Origin of the sequence: uncultured Pseudomonas sp., assembly GCF_913774235.1 — a bacterium.
In the GTDB taxonomy this organism is placed as follows: domain Bacteria; phylum Pseudomonadota; class Gammaproteobacteria; order Pseudomonadales; family Pseudomonadaceae; genus Chryseomonas.
In genome coordinates, this window is sequence record NZ_CAJYDW010000009.1 from 1 (window position 1) to 16,466 (window position 16,466).

Below are 16,466 nucleotides of genomic sequence, written 5' to 3' on the forward strand. Positions count from 1 at the left end.
TGACGTGCGACTGAGAGTCTGCAAGAGCGCAAGAGCAAAAGCAGCCCGGCTGCGCCGGGCTATCACTGCTCCTACGGTACAACGTCTGTAGGAGCGGCCTATTGCCGCGATAGGGCAGTGGTCGCTATCAATGACCCTGAATCAGTACGTCACAAAAAGCTCGACAGGCCGAGTCAGGGCTGCAGCCCTGCAAGGTTGTCTGGATGCTCCGTGAGCGAGCTGGGCGCGCGGCGCTGTGAAGAGCGGGTCAGTCCTAGCGGGACGTACTCCATGTGGATCTCGTAACCTTTCTCTCTTTATCTCTCCCGAGGCTCCGAAGTCAGGCGTGCCCTCACCCTAGCCCTCTCCCAGGGGGAGAGGGGACCAGAGCCGAGTGGCGGAGGCTTGAGGGTGCCTGCTGGATAATGTGCTGCTGAGCGTCTGCAAGAGCGCAAGAGCCACAACAGCCTGGCCTATCGCCGCTCATAAGGTGCAACGTCTGTAGGGGCAACTGGCTTATCGCGGTCATGCCGGTGCGCTGTAGCGACCGCTCTGGCTCGCTCCTACGGGGTTCTAGGAAATTGAAGGGTCGACGAATCACCAGGGCTGCATAAACAAGGCGCCTACGAATGCTGTTGTATCAGCAGCGGTCGCTTATGAAAAAGCCCGGCAGGTGCCGGGCTTTCTGCTTTCTGGAGGGGCTCAAGCCGGTTCGGGCAGGGCCAGGTCGCGTTTGGCGATGTATTTCCAGTCGGCCTCGTCGATGTAGATGCCGCCGGGGCCGCTGCCGGCTTCGAGGTCGATGGCCACTTGGGCGCTGACCTGGGGTTTGACGCTGGCCAGGATGGGCACGAAGCCCAGTTGCTGGCTGGTCTCGATCAGGGCCTGCTGGTTGCGTTCGTCGATGTCGGCGGCTTCGTCCAGGTAGTAGGGCAGGCGGATCTTGGCGGCGCGTTCCCGGTCCATCAGATGCAGCAACAGGTACATGTTGGTCAGTGCCTTGATGGTCATGGTGGTGCCGTTGGAGGCCGCGCCGTCGATGTCGGTATGGAGGATCGGCTGGCCGCCCTGCTTGGTGATCTCGAAGGCCAGTTCGAACAGGTCCTTGAGGCCCAGCTGGTTGCCGTTGGCGGCTACCAATCGGGCCAGATAGTCCCGAGCTTCTTCGTTCTTCTGGTCCTGGGCGCTGTCCTGGGTGAGGTCGAACACCGAGAGGGTTTCGCCTTCCTCGTATTGACCTGCACTGTGGATGATCTGGTCGATGTGCTTGAGAGCGTCCTTGTTCGGCGCCAGGACGATGCGGAAGCTCTCCAGGTTGGAGACCTGCTTGCGGTTGATCTCCCTGTTGAACAGCTGCAGCTGGTGTTCGAGGTTGTCGTAGTCGCTGCGGATGTTTCTCAGGGTTCGGGCGATGTCGGTGACGGCGGCGCGGCGGGCCTTAGCCAGGGTCAGGGCTTCGTCCTGGCGATGGGCATAGGCGTTGATCAACAGTTGCAGGCGACGCTCGGGATCTTCCTCGTTGTCGAACTTGGCCACCCCCTTGAGGCGGACCTGGGCGTAGAGGGCTTCGATCTGGGTGTCGGCGCGCTGCAGGGCCTGCCAGGTGTCCTGGTAGTCGTTGAGCAGCGGCAGCAGGTTCTCCAGGGAATCGTCCACCCCTTCCATGAAGGGCGTGCCCTGGGGGAGGTCGGTAGGCAACAGCTGGCGACGGCGCAGGGCGTCGGCCAGGGTGCGGTCCTTGGCTTCCAGGTCGGCCAGTTGACGGCCGATCAGTTGCAGCTTGGCGGAGAGTTGCTGAACACGTTCGGTGAAGGCGTCGCCGGCGCGGCGCAGTTCGTCCTGGGCGGCTTCCAACTGGGCCAGTTGTTCGAGCTTTTCGTTTTCCTCGGCGCTCAGAGTCTGGCAGCGGCGGAAATCTTCCAGGGCCTTTTGGGCATCCAGGACCTGCTGGTAAAGAGCTTCGGCCTGGGCCTTGCTGGCCTGGCGGTCGGCGATGACGCCCTGCTGGGCCTTGAGCTGCTTGAGCTCGCGCTCCAGGCGGTCTTTCTGGTCGCGCAGGGCGGCCCGGTCAGCCAGGGCCTGGAGGGTCGGCGGTTCGATGCCGGAGAGATCGAGGGACAGGCCGGGCAGTTCGAAGCGATCACCTTCGAAGCGTTCCAGTATGCCTTCGAGGGTCTTCAGCCAGCTGCCGTCTTCGGCCAGTTCGACACCTTTGGGACCTAGCGGCAGGCTGAACAGCTGGCCGTTGAACAGGCGCATCAGGCGTTCGACGTCGGCCTGGCTGAATTCCTCGCGCAGACGGGCATAGCTGTTGTTGTCGGCGTGGTCGAGTTGCTGGCGCAGGCCCTTGAGGCGCTGCTCCAGTTCGCGAACGCGTTGGTCGAGGTCTTCGCTACTGAACTGGCGCGACTGGGAGAGGGCGCCGGCCAGTTCGTCGTGGGCGTCCTTGGCGGCCAGTAGCTGGGCTTCCAGGGGCGCGGTGGAATCCACCAGGGCGAAGCGATGCTTGAGCTGGGCCAGTTCGGCGAGCCAGCGCTGCAAGCCGCTGACTTCGCGCTCCAGACGCATCAGTTCGCTGGTGCCGTCACGCTGGTTCTGCTGCAGGCTGTCCTGCTCCAGGCGGTAGTGCTCGCTCTGGGCCAGGAGTTCGTCACGGCGGTCGATAGCGTAGTGCTGCCAGGTGCCGAGCAGGCTGTCGAGCAGCGGCGAGAGGCGGTGCAGCTTGCCGCGCAGGCGGTCGCGTTGTTCGACGCCGTTGGCCAGGGCTTCCACCAGCGGGCCGGCGGCGACCAGGGACTGGTAGTCCTGCTCCATGCGGCGGACGTCGCGGAAGGCTTCTTCGCAGGCGGCGATATAGTCGACGCTGCCGGATCTCAGGCTGTGCTCGAAGGCGTCGAGGAACAGCTGCTTGAGCTTGGCGGCGGTGATCTCGCGCATGTGCAGCAGGTTGATGAACAGGGCGCGGAAGGTCTTGAGGCTCTGTTCGCTGGTGGACCTGAGCGGAATGAGGGTGAGGTCCAGGGGAATGCTGGTATGGCCTCCGACCAATAGGCGGCGCAATTCCTCGGGTTTGACCTCATAGGCCTTGAGGCCGGCGCGCTCCAGGTTGGCGAAGAGCTCGCGCTGGCGCAGGCAGGTGCCGTCGCGCTGGTAGTGGGCCAGGTCCAGTTCGCCGGCATAGACGAAGAACTGGTGGCCGAAGCCGCCGCCCGGGCCACGTCCGGCCACGCCGATGACGTGGGGACCATGGGCCAGGCGCAGTTCGACGAGGATGTAGCTGGTGTCGGTGGCGAAGTAGAACTTGCGCGACTGCTCGCTGCTGTACTTGCCGAAGCTCATGTCGGAGAGCCGCGCCAGGATGGGGAATTGCAGGGCGTTGATCGAGGCGCTCTTGCCCAGGTTGTTGGCGCCGTAGACCGACAGCGGCTGCTCCAGCGGGAACAGGCCCAGGCTGTAGCCGGCGGTGTTGAGCAGGGCGAAGCGGCTGATGCCGTAGCGGATCATAGGTCGAACTCCCGTTCTTCGGCGATGGCGCGCGCCAGGGCGGCCTCTTCGTCATCCTCGTCGCTGCCGTCCTCGGCGCCTTCTTCATCGCCTGCCAGGGTCGGTGCTGGCAGTGGCAGGTCGCTGGCGTGCAGGCTGGCAGCCAGGTCGCGGTCCTGTTGCACGGCCAGGCAGACGTCGAGGAAACGGTGCATGGGCGGCAGGAAGCGGTAGCTGCCGTTGCTGTCCAGGGCGAAGCCGAGCTGGGTCAGGCGGCGCAGGATCTTTTCTTCCAGCTCGTCCTGGGTGGTGACCTCGGCCTGCAGGAAGAGGTCGCGGTACTTGTCCAGCAGGGCCGGCAGCTCGGGCCGGCCGAGGGTGCCGCCGTCGAGCACGGCCAGGGGGTCGCGACCCTGGTCGGCGAGATGCTCTACCAGGATGAAGGTGAACAGCGCCAGACGTTGGGCGGTCTTGTTGACCTGGGTGCCCATCTGCTCGGGAACGAAGTAGTAGAAGCCGCGCGGATCGCAGACCAGCTCGAAGCCGAGGGCGCGGAACAGGGCGCGGTACTGGTCCTGCTGCTGGCTGAGCTGGGCGTAGCACTCGGGCTCGCTGCGGGACAGGTGATAGCCCTTGAACAGCTCGCGGAAGATGGGCGCGAGCTGGGTCATTTCGTTGAGATCAAGTTGCATGGGCATCGCTCGCAGAGGATCGGGCGGCCAGGGCGTAGGAGCACAGGCTGACGCGGTGTTCGAGGGTGTCGTAGTGACGGCGGTCCAGGCGCTGGCGCTGGAAGCGCGCATCGCGGGACAGGCGCGAGAACCAGTAGAGCAGCTCGTCGGTGTCGCCAGCGGGTTCCTGTTCCAGCAGCCAGGCCATGAGGTCGGGCAGCGGTAGGGCGTCCTGGCAGAGGTCGAGCATCTCGCGCACCGTGCGTGGCGCCGCCGGGCGGTGGGTGTCACGCGAACGACCCGACTGGCTGGGGAAGCGTGCCGGCTTGGGCTCGAAGCGGGCCAGGGCGTAGACGTAGCTCTCCACCTGGGCGGCGGTACCGAGAAAGACGCTTTGCGGCCGGCTGAATAGCGGCAGGGCGGCCTGGGGCACGGCATCGAGACCTTTGCGGCGGATGGCGGCCAGGGCCAGGGCGGCGCCGCGGGTAACGGCATTGTGCCGGCGCGCTTCTTCGCGCAGTGGCAGCAGCAATTCGCGGGCACGTCGCAGGGCCAACTGGGCAGCGTTGTGCATCTCCAGGATGCGCGCCTGGGTGCGCAGCAGCAGATCGTCGTCGACCAGGTGGCCGAGGCGCTGCTGTTCGCCCAGCAGGTGCAGCAGCACCTGTTCGACACGATAGACGCCGCGCTCGAAGGCGCCGTCGGCGGCCACCAGCTGGATCATCGGCTCGACGTATTCGTCCCAGGTGGCCAACACCTCGGCATAGCGCTGGCGCAGCGGGATCTGGCGGTCGCTGGTCTTGGCGCGCTCGGCGACGCCTTCCAGGGCGTGGCCGTCGTTGGCCAGCTTCTTGAGGACGTCGCGCACGCGCATGTCCAGCAGGCGCAGTTGGCGCGCCAGGTCCGGGCCATCGCGATTGTCGAAGGCCTCGCGGATATGGCCGGCGAGGCGTTCCAGGTGGCGCAGGTAGGCTTCGATCTCCAGGCACAGGCCGAGGCGATGCTCGCGTCTCAGATAGCCGAGGAAGTCGTGGATCTGGCCGTTGAGTTCGAAGCGGTTGGGACTCTTGGCCACCGGTACCAGGATGTCGAGGCGAATCCAGGTGTCGAGCAGGGCCGTGAGGTCGGCCGGCGTGCGCTCGGGTAACTGCTCGGCCAGGCGGGCGCGCAACTCGGCCAGCCCCAGGGTACCGCTGTCGAAATGGGCGCACAGCGGATCGATGAGGTGCCAGTGTTCGGCAAGGGTACGCAGGACGCGTTTGGGGTCGATCATGGTGGGGACCGCACCAGGCAAAAGCGCCATTGTACTCCAGACGCCAGAGCCTTCGATGTGACAGCGGTGGGACCGATGGGCAGGGCGGCCTTTCGATCCCAGGCGATCCGCGCGACAATGCCGCCCCGAATTATCTCGCCGCGTGTCCCAAGGATCCGCCCATGTCCGACGCCGCCGCTTCCGCTTCCCCGTCGCTCGCCGCCGAGGCGCGTCGTCGTGCCTATCTGCAGGCGTTGGACCTGGATGTCTGGGTGCCGCGCACGCCCTTGCCCTTCGCCGCGCCTTCGCGACCGGAGGCGCTGTGGGTGGAAGAGGTCGAAGCGGCGCCCGTAGTCGCCAGAGTGGTGCGGCCCGAGCCGGCTCCGGCGGCTCCGCCCGCTGTCGAGGCGCCGGCCGCCACCCGCCCGCGCATCGAGATTCCCCGGCCTGGTCCGGCCAAGCCGGCCGCGACCGTCGTGGTCGAGCCGGAAGTCGAACGCATGCCCCCGCCCCCGCGTGAGCCGGCGCCGCGTTTCGCCCTGCAACTGCTGCAGGCCGGGCGCTGCCTGCTGTTGCTAGAGTTGCCGACCGGGGATGCCCTGGGCGCGCGCGATCCCGCCTATCTGCTGCTGCGCGACCTGCTGCGTGCGGCGGGCTTGCCGGACGTGCCGCGAATCGTCAGCGAAGAACCCATTCGCTGGCCGCTGCTCAACAGCGGGCAACTCGACCAGGGGCCCGCGGCGGCTGCCGAGTTCGTGCAGAGCTTCGTGGCGGCGCACCAGGAGCGGCTGGGCGAGGGGCTCGGCCTCTGGCTGATCGGCGGCGCGGCGCGGCGCTACAGTGGGGTCGAGCCGCACGACGAGACCGGCGTGGAGCGGGAGACGGCGCTGGGGCCCGCCTGGCTTGTGCCGGGGTTGGAGATATTGATGGAAGAGCCGGCTGCCAAGGCCGCGCTCTGGCAAGCCATGCGCCCTGTGCGGCGTCGCTGGACGGATAAGTAATGAACGATGCGGTGCGCTTTCGGCGTATGACCGAAGCCGATTTGAACACGGTATTGAAGATCGAATACCAGGCCTTCAGCCACCCTTGGACACGCGGCATCTTTCTCGATGCGCTCAAGTCCTACGACTGTTGGGTGATGCTGGTAGGCGACCAGCAGGTGGGACATGGGGTGATCAACGTGATCCTCGACGAGGCCCATCTGCTCAACATCACCGTCAAGCCGGAGAATCAGGGCCGCGGCCTGGGCCTGCGTTTGCTCGAACATCTGATGCAGGAGGCGCGCAAGGCCAAGGCCAACGAATGTTTCTTGGAGGTGCGGGCCAGCAACCAGGCGGCCTATCGACTGTACGAGCGCTACGGCTTCAACGAGATCGGCCGCCGGCGGGATTACTATCCCGCGGTCGGCGGTCGGGAAGATGCACTGGTGATGGCCAGTACCTTGCTGGACTAGCCCAGGCGGCGTCGATCAGTGATCGGCGCGCTTTTCGTCCAGATCCAGACTGGTTTCGCCTGCAAGGTCTTCGTCGTTGGCGTCCAGGTCGGCGTAGCGGGCGTCGCGTTGCGTTTCGGCTTCGTTGGGCTCGTCGGCTTCGCCGTCCCAGGCCTGGCCGTCCAGGGGATGGCTGCGCCCCAGCTCGGCTTCATCCTGGCCGGCGCCGCCACCGATATCACGGTCATCGACCACGCTCAGGTCCTTGTCGTTGGGCCAGGCGTCGCCGTAGTCGCTCGGTGAGCGGGCGCCGGTTTCATCCAGCAGGGTTTCCGGACTGGCATCGTCCATCGTCGGCTGGTGATCCAGGGTTTCGCCGCCGGTCAGGCCGGCCTGGCGCACGCGCTCTTCGGGGAATTGGCCCTGATAATCGCGCTCGTCCAGTTCGTCGCCGATGCGACCGCCGCGATCATCCTTGCGCTCGCTGAAGTCCAGTTCGCGCATATCACCCATGCGGTCCTGGATGTCGTCGATCTCTTCGGGGGTCTTGGTGATGTCGGGCTTGTTCATCGTGGTCTCCAAAGGCTTGGCTGCTAGAGCGTCTCCCTGATTGGGACTGCGAGGCGGCCGGAGGAATTCCTTGGCGCTGCCGGGCGGCGTGAACGAAACCATACGGTGACCCGGCAGTCGTACCTTGCATGATCGACCTCGACAGCCTCACCTCATCGGGCCAGCCGCTGGCCTTCTTCTTCGATCTGGATGGCACCCTGGCAGAACTGCAGCCACGTCCGGAACAGGTCTTCATTCCCGCCGAAACCCTCGCTGCGCTGGAGCGACTGGCCCGTCGACATGCCGTGGCCGTGGTATCCGGCCGACCGCTGGCGGAGATCGATGGCTTCACGGCGCCGCTGCGATTGCCAGCGGCGGGTGTACATGGCGCCGAGTGGCGCGATCCGGACGGCGAGATCCATCGCGTGACCCTCGAGCCTGACCTGCTGGCGCAGGTCCGCGAGCATCTGGAAGCGGCCCTGGCGCCGCATCCCGAGCTGCTACTCGAGCGCAAGAGCGTGGCCTTCGCCTTGCATTATCGTCAGGCGCCTGAGAAAGAAGCCTTGGTGCGCGAACTGGCCGAAGGCATCGCGGCCAAGCACCCTGAATTCAAGCTGCAACCCGGCAAGTGCGTCTTCGAACTCAAGCCCGCTGCGGCGAGCAAGGGCGAGGCCGTTGCCCGTTTCATGGAATTGCGACCCTTTGCCGGCTGCCTGCCGGTGTTCGTCGGTGATGATCGTACCGACGAAGAAGGGTTCGCTGTCGTCAATGCGCGAGGCGGCTTGTCCGTCAAGGTAGGGGAAGGGGAAACGGTCGCCAAGGCCCGCCTGCCGTCGGTGGAGGCAGTTGCCCGCTGGCTGCAGGACCTGAGTCGCGACCTCGCGCCACATTATAAGCAAGGAGATTAGGATGAGCCGTTTAGTGGTGGTATCGAATCGGGTAGCCCCGATCGAGGAAGGCAAGGCGACCGCGGGTGGCCTGGCGGTGGGTGTCCTGGATGCCCTGCGCAAGTCGGGAGGCATCTGGTTCGGCTGGAACGGCGAGACGGTCAAGGAGAACGGACCGGCGAAGACCCAGACCAAGGACAATATCGACTACGTGACCTTCGGCCTGACCAAGCGCGACTACGACCACTACTACCGTGGCTTTTCCAACGCTACCCTCTGGCCGATCTTCCACTATCGGATCGACCTGGCGCGCTACAACCGTGAAGAGTATGACGGCTATCGACGCGTCAACATGGCCATGGCCGAACGCCTGAAGCCGCTGCTCAAGCCCGACGACATCATCTGGGTGCACGACTATCACCTGATTCCCTTCGCCGAAGCCTGCCGCATGCTGGGCATCCGCAACCGCATCGGTTTCTTCCTGCACATTCCCTTCCCGGCACCGGAAATCCTCACCGCCATCCCGCCGCACAACGAATTGCTGAAAACGTTGTGCTTCTACGACCTGATCGGCTTCCAGACCGATACCGACCAACTGGCCTTCCAGGACTACATCACCCGCGAGGTGCGCGGGGTGCTGGAGAAGGACGGCAGCCTGACCGCCTATGGTCATAATTTCCGCGTCGGCGTCTATCCCATCGGGGTGATGCCGGACGTGATCCAGAAGCAGGCCGAGTCCTATCGCACACGGCGCCAGTTCATCTCGCGCAGCATCGAGGGCGTGCCCTACAAGACCATCGTCAGCGTCGACCGGCTCGACTACTCGAAAGGTCTGGTGGAGCGCTTCCAGGCCTTCGAGAAGCTGCTGGAGCATTTCCCCGAGCATCATCGCGCGGTGCAATTCGTGCAGATCGCGCCGTCGTCGCGGGCGGACGTGGTGTCCTACCAGAACATCCGTCGCCAACTGGAGAGTCATGCCGGTCATATCAACGGCCATTTCTCCGAGCTGGACTGGACGCCCATCCGCTACCTGAACAAGAGCTACGACCGGCGCACGGTGATGGGGCTGTTCCGCTCGTCCGACGTGGGCCTGGTGACGCCGTTGCGTGACGGTATGAACCTGGTGGCCAAGGAGTACGTGGCGGCCCAGGACCCGGAGAATCCGGGCGTGCTGGTGCTGTCGCGCTTCGCCGGGGCGGCACGCGAACTCAATTCGGCGCTGATCGTGAATCCCTACGACCACATCGGCATGGCCGAGGCGCTTGATCGGGCGCTGCGCATGCCGCTGGACGAGCGCAAGGCGCGCTATGAGGACATGATGCGCGTGATCCGCCAGGCGGACCTGGCGTCCTGGCGCGACAACTTCTTGCGCGATCTGCGGGCCTTCAGCTCCAGGGCGCTGGTGCAGTCCATCGACAGCGAGGCGGTCGAGAGCGAGGAGGCGCCCAGCAAGCAGAAGGTCGCCTTGTAACGACGACAGCTGCAACGGAGCCCGGCTCAGGCCGGGCTTTTTTGTGGGTGTGAGAAAGCTAGCCATTGGCAATGGACGGGGGGCGGTACCCTCACCCTAGCCCTCTCCCGGAGGGAGAGGGGACTAGGAGCGGTGCAGCCGGGAGGATTGGCGGTAACCGCAGCCGTCGCGATAGCGGGCTGGCTTTTTCATGGGGGTGGAAAAGCCAGCCATTGGCAATGAATGGGGCGGCGGCGCCCTCATCCTGGCCCTCTCCCAGGGGGAGAAGGGACCAAGAGCGGTGCACCGGCTAGGCTTTTTCGCGGGCAATAAAAAAGGGTCAGCTTACGCTGACCCTTGGAAATAGGTGGTGGCTACGCAGGGACTTGAACCCCGGACCCCAGCATTATGAATGCTATGCTCTAACCAGCTGAGCTACGTAGCCATCCGAGGCGCGCATTATTGGCAAGGCGGGAGTCGCTGTCAAGCCCGTAGTCCAAGAATTTTCACTGACCGATCAGAGGGTTAAGCGAGGGGTACCGCAAGTCTGGGTATCGCTGTCGCAGACTCTGCCGCTACCCGTTTCACTGAATGGCAGAGTTCTATTTTAATGTAATTTGATCTAGGCCTATGACCAATAATTTTCATTTTATTGATAAAATAGGGGCTTAAGGCTAGGATCATTTTCATTAAATTGATATTTCGAGTCTTGGCATGAAGCTCAAAGTTCAGGCGTTCGTCGAGGGGCGTTGGCAGGATGCGTTGTCGCTAACCTTCGCGCAGCCAGGGCGACAGGCGGAGTCCTTATGTATCAGTGGCTACGAGCCCAATTATCTGGCCGAGCACTATGAGCGGCTGGATTCGCCCTTCGCGGTATCGGTCAGTGCAGCGCAACGCCTGAGTTGGACGGCCTGGCGCGATACCGGTCTGCCCGCCTTCGTCTATGACCTGTTGCCCGCAGGAGCCGCGCGTCGTTGGCTGGAGCGGCGTTTCGGTCACGAGCGGCCGGCCGACTGGGACCCGGAGCTCTTCTTGCTGGCACGTTGTACGCCAGCACCTATAGGCCACCTACGAATCGAGAGCTCCGTAGTGCCGCAAGTTTCGGTCTCCCGGGCATTTTCACGGGATGAAGTGATAGCCCGCGCCGACGATTTTCTCGAATACGCCTATGAGCAGGGCGCGGCCATGGGCGGCGCGACCGGCGCTGGCGGTGAGGCCCCCAAGCTGCTGCTGACCGAAGATGTCCAGGGAAAACTGCACGCTGATGCCGCCTTGGCGGACGATCAGGCGCACTGCCACTGGCTGGTCAAGTTCGCCCGCGGTCAGGCGACCACCCGAGATCGCGACATCCTCCGTACCGAGTATCACTACTACCGAGCGGTGAGTGAGTTGGGCCTGAACACCATAGCGCTGGAAGGCCTGGCCCTTGAAGAGGGTGAGAAGCCCAGCCTCTGGTTGCCGCGCTTCGATCGCCGGGTCAGCGCGGCTGGCGTCGAGCGCATCGCGCTGGAGTCCATCTACTCCCTATGCGGGAATACCCAGCCGGGCTCGTATCTGATTCATGAGGAGGTGGTGGGGCGGTTGGTCGAACTCTGGGAGCTCGCTGGTCAGGGCAACGAGGTGGAGGCGCTGGTGTTCGAATACGTGCGGCGCGATCTGCTCAATCGAATTCTGGGCAACTCCGACAACCATGGGCGCAACCTAAGCGTGCTGCGCCATGCTGATCGGCTGGAGCTGGCGCCTATCTATGACCTGGCGCCCATGGTGCTGGATCTGGAGGGGATCAGCCGCAGCACCAAGTGGCGTGGAGAGCAGGCGGGATCGCCGCCCTGGCGCAGTCTTTGCGATGATCTGGAACGCCAGTTGGCGAATCGCGGAGGATACCGAGCCGAGGCGCCAGGCTGGCTCTTCGCCCGGTTGCGCGAGCAGGCCCGGGGGTTTCTGGCCTTGCCTGATCTGCTGACGGCGGTGCCCGCGGACGTCCGTCAGCAGGAGCAGCGCCTGCCGTGGTTGCGAATGGAACAGCGGCTGCAGGAGTGGGGGTTATGGTAAGGCCGCTGGACGTCGCGGAGCGCGATCAGCTGATCACCGACATCTGCCAGGGCGTGATCGACGGCAAACTCGATTTCGCCACCGCCGTGCGCCGGCTGCGGGTCGAGGTGACCGGACTCAACCAGGCGCCTTTCGCGCGAATGTGCAAGATTTCCCTCGGCGCCTTGCTGCAGCTGGAGCATGGAACCGGCAATCCGACGGTGAAGACGCTGGACTCGGTGTTTCGGGTATTTGGCCTGCGGTTGTCACTGGCGCTGCGCACCGGCACTCGGCCCTGAACGGGGTGCCCCCGTCGTCCTCGTCCGGTTTCAGCTCCAGGCGATAGCCCGCACTAGTGACATTCCGGCACATCCAGTTGCAGGGGCAGCAGTTCGTAGCCCGGTTGGCCGTTATCCAGGCTGGCGGCCACCAGGGCATCCACGGCGCGCCGGGCCAACAGCTCTCGAGGATGGGAGAGGACGGCCTGGACGAGTCCGCTGCGCAGGGCTTGCCGGGTGACGGGGGTGAGGTCGTGACAGACCACGGTCGGGAGTGGCAAACCCTGACCGTGCAAGTCCTGCAGGGCCTGGATCACCCCCTCGATGCCGCCGCCGGCCACATAGAGACCCGTCAGGTCTGGATAGGCGGCCAGGAGGTCGAGGGTATTGCCGCGGGCGTAGCCCGGGTCTTCCAGGGTCAGGCGGGACGCCAGCAGCTCCCAGTCGCCCGGCGCCTCGGCCAGGTAGCTGCGAAAGCTGAGTTCGCAGAGTTCCTGGCACTGGAATCTCTGGCTGCCCACCATCACCGCCACCGGGCCGGGCTGCCGGGCGAGGCGGGTGACGAACCAGCCGGCGACGCGCCCCATCCGGCGGTTGTCCACGCCCAGGTAGCCGGCGCCGGCGCGAGTGGCCAATTCGGAAATCATCGCCAGCACGGGCATGCCGTTCAGGCGCAGTTCCGACACCGCTTCACGTACCGCCACATGGTCGACCGCCACCACGCCGAGGGCATCGACTTCGCCGCGCTGGGCCTCGATACGGCGGGCCACCGCCAGCGGGTCCAGGTCATCCAGATAGCCGATCATCACTCGCACCCGGGCGCGTGCGGTGGCTGCCGCCGCCTCGGCCAAGGCCTGGGCCAGGCCCTGATAGAAGGCCACGCCGCTTTTCTGCAGCAGGAAGCCGAGCCGTAGCGTCGGCTTATCGTGGCGCAGGCGTTGCTCGATGACGCCCTGGGCATGGAAACCGAGCTTGGCCGCGGCGGTGGCGATGCGTTGCGCGGTGTCCGCCCGTACGTTGGCGCGCAGGTTGAGCACCCGGTCGACGGTCGAAAGGCTGACCCCGGCCGCGCGGGCCACGTCGGCCATGGTGGGGCGACGAGTAGCTGCGGAATCTGACATGAAATGAAAGGCTCCTCGCCTGGCCATGAGAGGTTTTGACAGGTTCGCGCCGCGCACTATAGCAGCCCTGGTGGGCCCGTCTTAGCATCCGGAACACGCCTGCCGTAGGCGCCAAAACAACAATATCGGAGCCGCCCCATGGCTATTCACATCTCCACCGCGCCCTGTTGCTGGGGCGTCGATGACGTCAAGAATCCCTTCCTGCCGCCCTGGCGGCTGGTCCTGCGCGAGGCGGGCCTGGCCGGCTACCGTGGCATTGAGCTGGGGCCCTATGGCTATCTGCCGCTGGATGCCGCCGAGGTCGGCCAGGTCCTGAGCGAGAACGGCCTGCACGTGGTGGCCGGTACCATTTTCGACGACCTGGTCGATCCGGCCAATCTGCCCTCGCTGCTGACTCAGACCCACAACATCTGCGCCCTGCTCAAGCAGTTGCCCGCGGTGGAGCCGGAAGCCGGGCAGCATTTCCCGCTGCCCTATCTGGTGGTGATCGACTGGGGCCATGACGAGCGGGACTACGCCGCCGGCCATTCCGATCGCGCGCCGCGGTTGGACGATGCGGCCTGGAACACCCTGATGGCGCATATTCGCGCCATCGCGACCCTGGCCTGGCAGGAGTATGGCGTGCGGGCGGTGATCCATCCCCATGCCGGTGGCTACATCGAATTCGCCGATGAGCTGGCGCGGTTGGTGGACGATATTCCGCACGAGATCGCCGGACTCTGCCTGGATACCGGGCATCTCTACTACGCCGGCATGGACCCCGCTGCGACCCTGCGGCAATACGAGTCGCGCCTGGATTACCTGCACTTCAAGGACATCGATCAAGGGGTGTTCGACCGGGTGCTGAACGAGCGTATCCGCTTCTTCGAGGCCTGCGCCCAGGGGGTGATGTGCCCGCTCGGCCGGGGTGTCATCGACTATCCCGCGCTGCGCACGCTGATCGAGGAACTGGGCTATCAGGGCTACATCACCGTGGAGCAGGAGCGCGACCCGCGCAACGCCAACGGCAGTCTCGACGACGTGGCCGAGAGCCGCGCCTATCTCACCCGTGCCGGTTTCCGATAACAAGGACTCAGCAGATGATCAACGGCAGCAAGCGTCTTTCCCGCCCCCTGCGCTGGGCCATGGTCGGTGGTGGAGTGAACAGCCAGATCGGCTACATCCATCGCTCCGCCGCCCTGCGTGACCAGAATTTCGTCCTGGTCGCCGGCGCCTTTGACATAGACCCGGCCCGCGGCCAGGCCTTCGGCGAAACCCTGGGCGTTGCGCCCGAGCGCTGTTATGCGAACTACCAGAGCCTCATCGCCGGGGAAGCCGGGCGCGCGGATGGCGTCGAGGCGATCTCCGTGGCCACTCCCAACGGCACCCACTTCGCCATCACCAAGGCCGCCCTGGAAGCCGGTTTGCACGTGGTCTGCGAGAAGCCGCTGTGCTTCACGCTGGCGGAAGCCGAGACCCTGCGCGAGATCGCTCAGGCGCATAACCGCATCGTCGGCGTGACCTATGGCTATGCCGGCCACCAGCTCATCGAGCAGGCGCGGGAGATGATCGCCGCCGGCCAGCTCGGTGAGATCCGCATGGTGCACATGCAATTCGCCCATGGCTTCCACAGTACGCCGGTGGAGGCGCAGAGCGAGGCCACCAAGTGGCGGGTCGATCCGCGCCTGGCCGGGCCGAGCTATGTGCTGGGCGATGTCGGGACCCATCCGCTGTACATCGCCGAAACCCTGCTGCCCGATCTCAAGATCAAGCGGCTGCAATGCAACCGGCAGAGCTTCGTCAAGAGCCGCGCGCCTTTGGAAGATAACGCCTACACCCTGATGGAATACGAAGGGGGCGCCATGGGCTGGGTCTGGTCCAGCGCGGTCAATGCCGGCTCCATGCACGGCCAGAAGGTGCGGGTGATCGGTTCGCTCGCCAGCCTGGAGTGGTGGGACGAGCGGCCCAACCAGCTGAGCTTCGAGGTGCAGGGCCAGCCTGCGCAGGTGCTCGAGCGCGGCATGGGCTATCTGCACGCCAACGCCCTGTTGGACGACCGTATCGGCGCCGGCCATCCCGAGGGGCTGTTCGAGGCCTGGTCCAATCTCTACTACCGCTTCGCCCTGGCGATGGATGCCGCCAACCGTGGCGACACGGCGGCCCTGGTGCAGATTCGCTATCCAGACATCCATGCCGGGGTCGAGGGCGTGCGCTGGGTGGAACGCTGCGTGGAGTCCGCCGATCGCGGTGGGGTCTGGATCGATTATTAGGGCCCAGGACCGGCTCCGCCTAGGGCCGGTTTGCCGTTCTACGATTTTCAAGACAAGGGGAAAACACAATGAAAATAGCCATAGATCCCTACATGTTCCGCAACCTGAGCCTGGCGGAGACCTGCCGCCACGTCGCGGAAGCGGGCTTCGACTACATCGAGCTGGCGCCGCGGGAAGATTTCTTGCCCTGGTGGAAACGACCGCGCGCGCACCGGGAGCGCATCGCCGAATTTAAGAAGGCGCTCAAGGACCATGGTGTGCAATTGGCTTCGCTACTGCCCATGTACCGGTGGGCGAGCCCCCACGAGGACGAGCGCCAGGCCGCCGTGAGCTATTGGAAGGAAGCCATCCAGGTCGCCGTTGAGATGGGCTGCGACACCATGAATTCGGAGTTCGGCCGCGGTCCTTCGCCCGAGCGGGGCCATCGCATCAGTTGCTGCGGTGGTAGCCACAGTCACGAGTCCAGCGAGGCGGCCTGGTGGCGCTCCATGGAGGAGCTGGTGCCCATCTTGGAGCGCGAAGGCATCACCCTGAACGTGGAACCCCATCCCGAGGATTGGTGCGAGACGCTGCACCCGGCTGTCGACATGCTCAAGAGCATCGGCTCGAATAACGTCAAGTTCCTCTACTGTGCGCCCCATACCTTCTACTTCGGCGACGACATGGCGCAGATGATTCAGGACGCCGGCACGCTCATCAACCACGTTCACGTCGCCGATACCTGGAATCACAAGGCGTCTTCCGGGATGCGCTACATCGTCAATCCGCCTGGTGCGCAGGTCACGGTGCATCAGCACATGGATATGTATCAGGGCGAGATCGACTGGGATCTGTTCTTCTCTTCCCTGGCCAAGGTGGGTTTCGACGGCATTGTCACCTCCTGCGTGTTCGGCTGGGAGGATCGGGCCGACGAGTCCAGTCGTTTCATGCGCCAGGAGATCCAGAAGTACGTGGACAAGTATTGGCTACGCTGACGTCTGCGGTGTGACGCAACCGCCCGGCCAGCGACGATGAGCCGGGCGTTTGCATGGATGGGCTTCCGCCTTCCGGCCATTCACCTGCCAGGACGGCGGGGCGGCGGATG

At 64.9% G+C, this 16,466-nt stretch carries 14 protein-coding genes and 1 tRNA gene; 9 read left to right on the plus strand and 6 right to left on the minus strand.

Annotated elements, in window-relative coordinates; all coding sequences use genetic code 11:
* Positions 1 to 681: 681 nt before the first annotated feature.
* Genes mksF through mksB form a run of 3 tightly spaced genes read right to left on the minus strand, consistent with a single transcriptional unit; the run spans position 682 to position 5,406 of the window.
* Positions 682 to 3,483: an Mks condensin complex protein MksF gene (mksF, locus tag QZ471_RS08245; RefSeq protein ID WP_295462569.1), complete on the minus strand. Its 2,802-nt coding sequence runs from the start codon at positions 3,481 to 3,483 to the stop codon at positions 682 to 684.
* Positions 3,480 to 4,154: an Mks condensin complex protein MksE gene (mksE, locus tag QZ471_RS08250; RefSeq protein ID WP_295462571.1), complete on the minus strand. Its 675-nt coding sequence runs from the start codon at positions 4,152 to 4,154 to the stop codon at positions 3,480 to 3,482. Before mksE ends, mksF begins: the two co-directional genes overlap by 4 nt.
* The gene (mksB, locus tag QZ471_RS08255) at positions 4,144 to 5,406 is read right to left on the minus strand and encodes an Mks condensin complex protein MksB (RefSeq protein ID WP_295462573.1); all 1,263 of its coding nucleotides are present in this window, start codon (positions 5,404 to 5,406) and stop codon (positions 4,144 to 4,146) included. Before mksB ends, mksE begins: the two co-directional genes overlap by 11 nt.
* A 161-nt stretch (positions 5,407 to 5,567) precedes the next feature.
* Here mksB and QZ471_RS08260 point away from each other — a divergent pair, with 161 nt between their 5' ends.
* Both QZ471_RS08260 and rimI read left to right on the plus strand, forming a co-directional pair.
* Positions 5,568 to 6,386: an energy transducer TonB gene (locus QZ471_RS08260; RefSeq protein ID WP_295462575.1), complete on the plus strand. Its 819-nt coding sequence runs from the start codon at positions 5,568 to 5,570 to the stop codon at positions 6,384 to 6,386.
* Positions 6,386 to 6,838, plus strand: coding sequence for a ribosomal protein S18-alanine N-acetyltransferase (rimI, locus tag QZ471_RS08265; protein ID WP_295462577.1), 453 nt, complete (start codon positions 6,386 to 6,388; stop codon positions 6,836 to 6,838). Before QZ471_RS08260 ends, rimI begins: the two co-directional genes overlap by 1 nt.
* Positions 6,839 to 6,853: 15 nt before the next feature.
* Here the strand turns inward: rimI and QZ471_RS08270 are convergent, their stop codons facing one another.
* Positions 6,854 to 7,387: a hypothetical protein gene (locus QZ471_RS08270; protein WP_295462578.1), complete on the minus strand. Its 534-nt coding sequence runs from the start codon at positions 7,385 to 7,387 to the stop codon at positions 6,854 to 6,856.
* 128 nt (positions 7,388 to 7,515) lie between these two features.
* On the opposite strand from QZ471_RS08270, the gene otsB reads away from it, so the two are divergent.
* Together otsB and otsA are read left to right on the plus strand one after the other, a co-directional pair.
* Positions 7,516 to 8,274, plus strand: a complete 759-nt coding sequence (gene otsB, locus QZ471_RS08275; protein WP_295462580.1) for a trehalose-phosphatase — start codon at positions 7,516 to 7,518, stop codon at positions 8,272 to 8,274.
* Position 8,275: 1 nt separating this feature from the next.
* Positions 8,276 to 9,724 carry an alpha,alpha-trehalose-phosphate synthase (UDP-forming) gene (gene otsA / locus QZ471_RS08280; RefSeq protein ID WP_295462582.1) on the plus strand — a complete coding sequence of 483 codons (1,449 nt, stop codon included), beginning with the start codon at positions 8,276 to 8,278 and terminating at the stop codon, positions 9,722 to 9,724.
* Between the two features lie 347 nt (positions 9,725 to 10,071).
* Here otsA and QZ471_RS08285 read toward each other — a convergent pair.
* Positions 10,072 to 10,148 (minus strand) — tRNA-Met (locus QZ471_RS08285).
* A 269-nt stretch (positions 10,149 to 10,417) separates the two neighbouring features.
* Here QZ471_RS08285 and QZ471_RS08290 point away from each other — a divergent pair.
* Both QZ471_RS08290 and QZ471_RS08295 read left to right on the plus strand, forming a co-directional pair.
* Positions 10,418 to 11,755, plus strand: coding sequence for a HipA domain-containing protein (locus tag QZ471_RS08290; protein ID WP_295462584.1), 1,338 nt, complete (start codon positions 10,418 to 10,420; stop codon positions 11,753 to 11,755).
* Positions 11,749 to 12,033 (plus strand): helix-turn-helix transcriptional regulator, encoded by a 285-nt coding sequence (locus QZ471_RS08295; RefSeq protein WP_295462586.1) that lies wholly within the window; start codon positions 11,749 to 11,751, stop codon positions 12,031 to 12,033. The genes QZ471_RS08290 and QZ471_RS08295 overlap by 7 nt, the downstream gene beginning before the upstream one ends.
* Before the next feature lie 53 nt (positions 12,034 to 12,086).
* On the opposite strand, the gene QZ471_RS08300 is transcribed toward QZ471_RS08295, so the two are convergent.
* The gene (locus QZ471_RS08300) at positions 12,087 to 13,133 is read right to left on the minus strand and encodes a LacI family DNA-binding transcriptional regulator (RefSeq protein WP_295462588.1); all 1,047 of its coding nucleotides are present in this window, start codon (positions 13,131 to 13,133) and stop codon (positions 12,087 to 12,089) included.
* Between the two features lie 138 nt (positions 13,134 to 13,271).
* Here QZ471_RS08300 and QZ471_RS08305 point away from each other — a divergent pair, with 138 nt between their 5' ends.
* From QZ471_RS08305 to QZ471_RS08315, 3 genes are all read left to right on the plus strand, one after another.
* Positions 13,272 to 14,198, plus strand: a complete 927-nt coding sequence (locus QZ471_RS08305; protein ID WP_295462590.1) for a TIM barrel protein — start codon at positions 13,272 to 13,274, stop codon at positions 14,196 to 14,198.
* 14 nt (positions 14,199 to 14,212) lie between these two features.
* Positions 14,213 to 15,382, plus strand: a complete 1,170-nt coding sequence (locus QZ471_RS08310) for a Gfo/Idh/MocA family oxidoreductase (RefSeq protein ID WP_295462592.1) — start codon at positions 14,213 to 14,215, stop codon at positions 15,380 to 15,382.
* A gap of 68 nt (positions 15,383 to 15,450) precedes the next feature.
* Positions 15,451 to 16,356 (plus strand): sugar phosphate isomerase/epimerase, encoded by a 906-nt coding sequence (locus QZ471_RS08315; protein WP_295462594.1) that lies wholly within the window; start codon positions 15,451 to 15,453, stop codon positions 16,354 to 16,356.
* The last annotated feature ends 110 nt before the right edge of the window (positions 16,357 to 16,466 follow it).

What these genes read in the sequence shown, in the direction of transcription:
- mksF (WP_295462569.1), bottom strand. Translation starts at nt 3,483, where the DNA reads ATGATCCGCTACGGCATCAGCCGCTTCGCCCTGCTCAACACCGCCGGC.
- mksE (WP_295462571.1), bottom strand. Translation starts at nt 4,154, where the DNA reads ATGCAACTTGATCTCAACGAAATGACCCAGCTCGCGCCCATCTTCCGC.
- mksB (WP_295462573.1), bottom strand. Translation starts at nt 5,406, where the DNA reads ATGATCGACCCCAAACGCGTCCTGCGTACCCTTGCCGAACACTGGCAC.
- QZ471_RS08260 (WP_295462575.1), top strand. Translation starts at nt 5,568, where the DNA reads ATGTCCGACGCCGCCGCTTCCGCTTCCCCGTCGCTCGCCGCCGAGGCG.
- rimI (WP_295462577.1), top strand. Translation starts at nt 6,386, where the DNA reads ATGAACGATGCGGTGCGCTTTCGGCGTATGACCGAAGCCGATTTGAAC.
- QZ471_RS08270 (WP_295462578.1), bottom strand. Translation starts at nt 7,387, where the DNA reads ATGAACAAGCCCGACATCACCAAGACCCCCGAAGAGATCGACGACATC.
- otsB (WP_295462580.1), top strand. Translation starts at nt 7,516, where the DNA reads ATGATCGACCTCGACAGCCTCACCTCATCGGGCCAGCCGCTGGCCTTC.
- otsA (WP_295462582.1), top strand. Translation starts at nt 8,276, where the DNA reads ATGAGCCGTTTAGTGGTGGTATCGAATCGGGTAGCCCCGATCGAGGAA.
- QZ471_RS08290 (WP_295462584.1), top strand. Translation starts at nt 10,418, where the DNA reads ATGAAGCTCAAAGTTCAGGCGTTCGTCGAGGGGCGTTGGCAGGATGCG.
- QZ471_RS08295 (WP_295462586.1), top strand. Translation starts at nt 11,749, where the DNA reads ATGGTAAGGCCGCTGGACGTCGCGGAGCGCGATCAGCTGATCACCGAC.
- QZ471_RS08300 (WP_295462588.1), bottom strand. Translation starts at nt 13,133, where the DNA reads ATGTCAGATTCCGCAGCTACTCGTCGCCCCACCATGGCCGACGTGGCC.
- QZ471_RS08305 (WP_295462590.1), top strand. Translation starts at nt 13,272, where the DNA reads ATGGCTATTCACATCTCCACCGCGCCCTGTTGCTGGGGCGTCGATGAC.
- QZ471_RS08310 (WP_295462592.1), top strand. Translation starts at nt 14,213, where the DNA reads ATGATCAACGGCAGCAAGCGTCTTTCCCGCCCCCTGCGCTGGGCCATG.
- QZ471_RS08315 (WP_295462594.1), top strand. Translation starts at nt 15,451, where the DNA reads ATGAAAATAGCCATAGATCCCTACATGTTCCGCAACCTGAGCCTGGCG.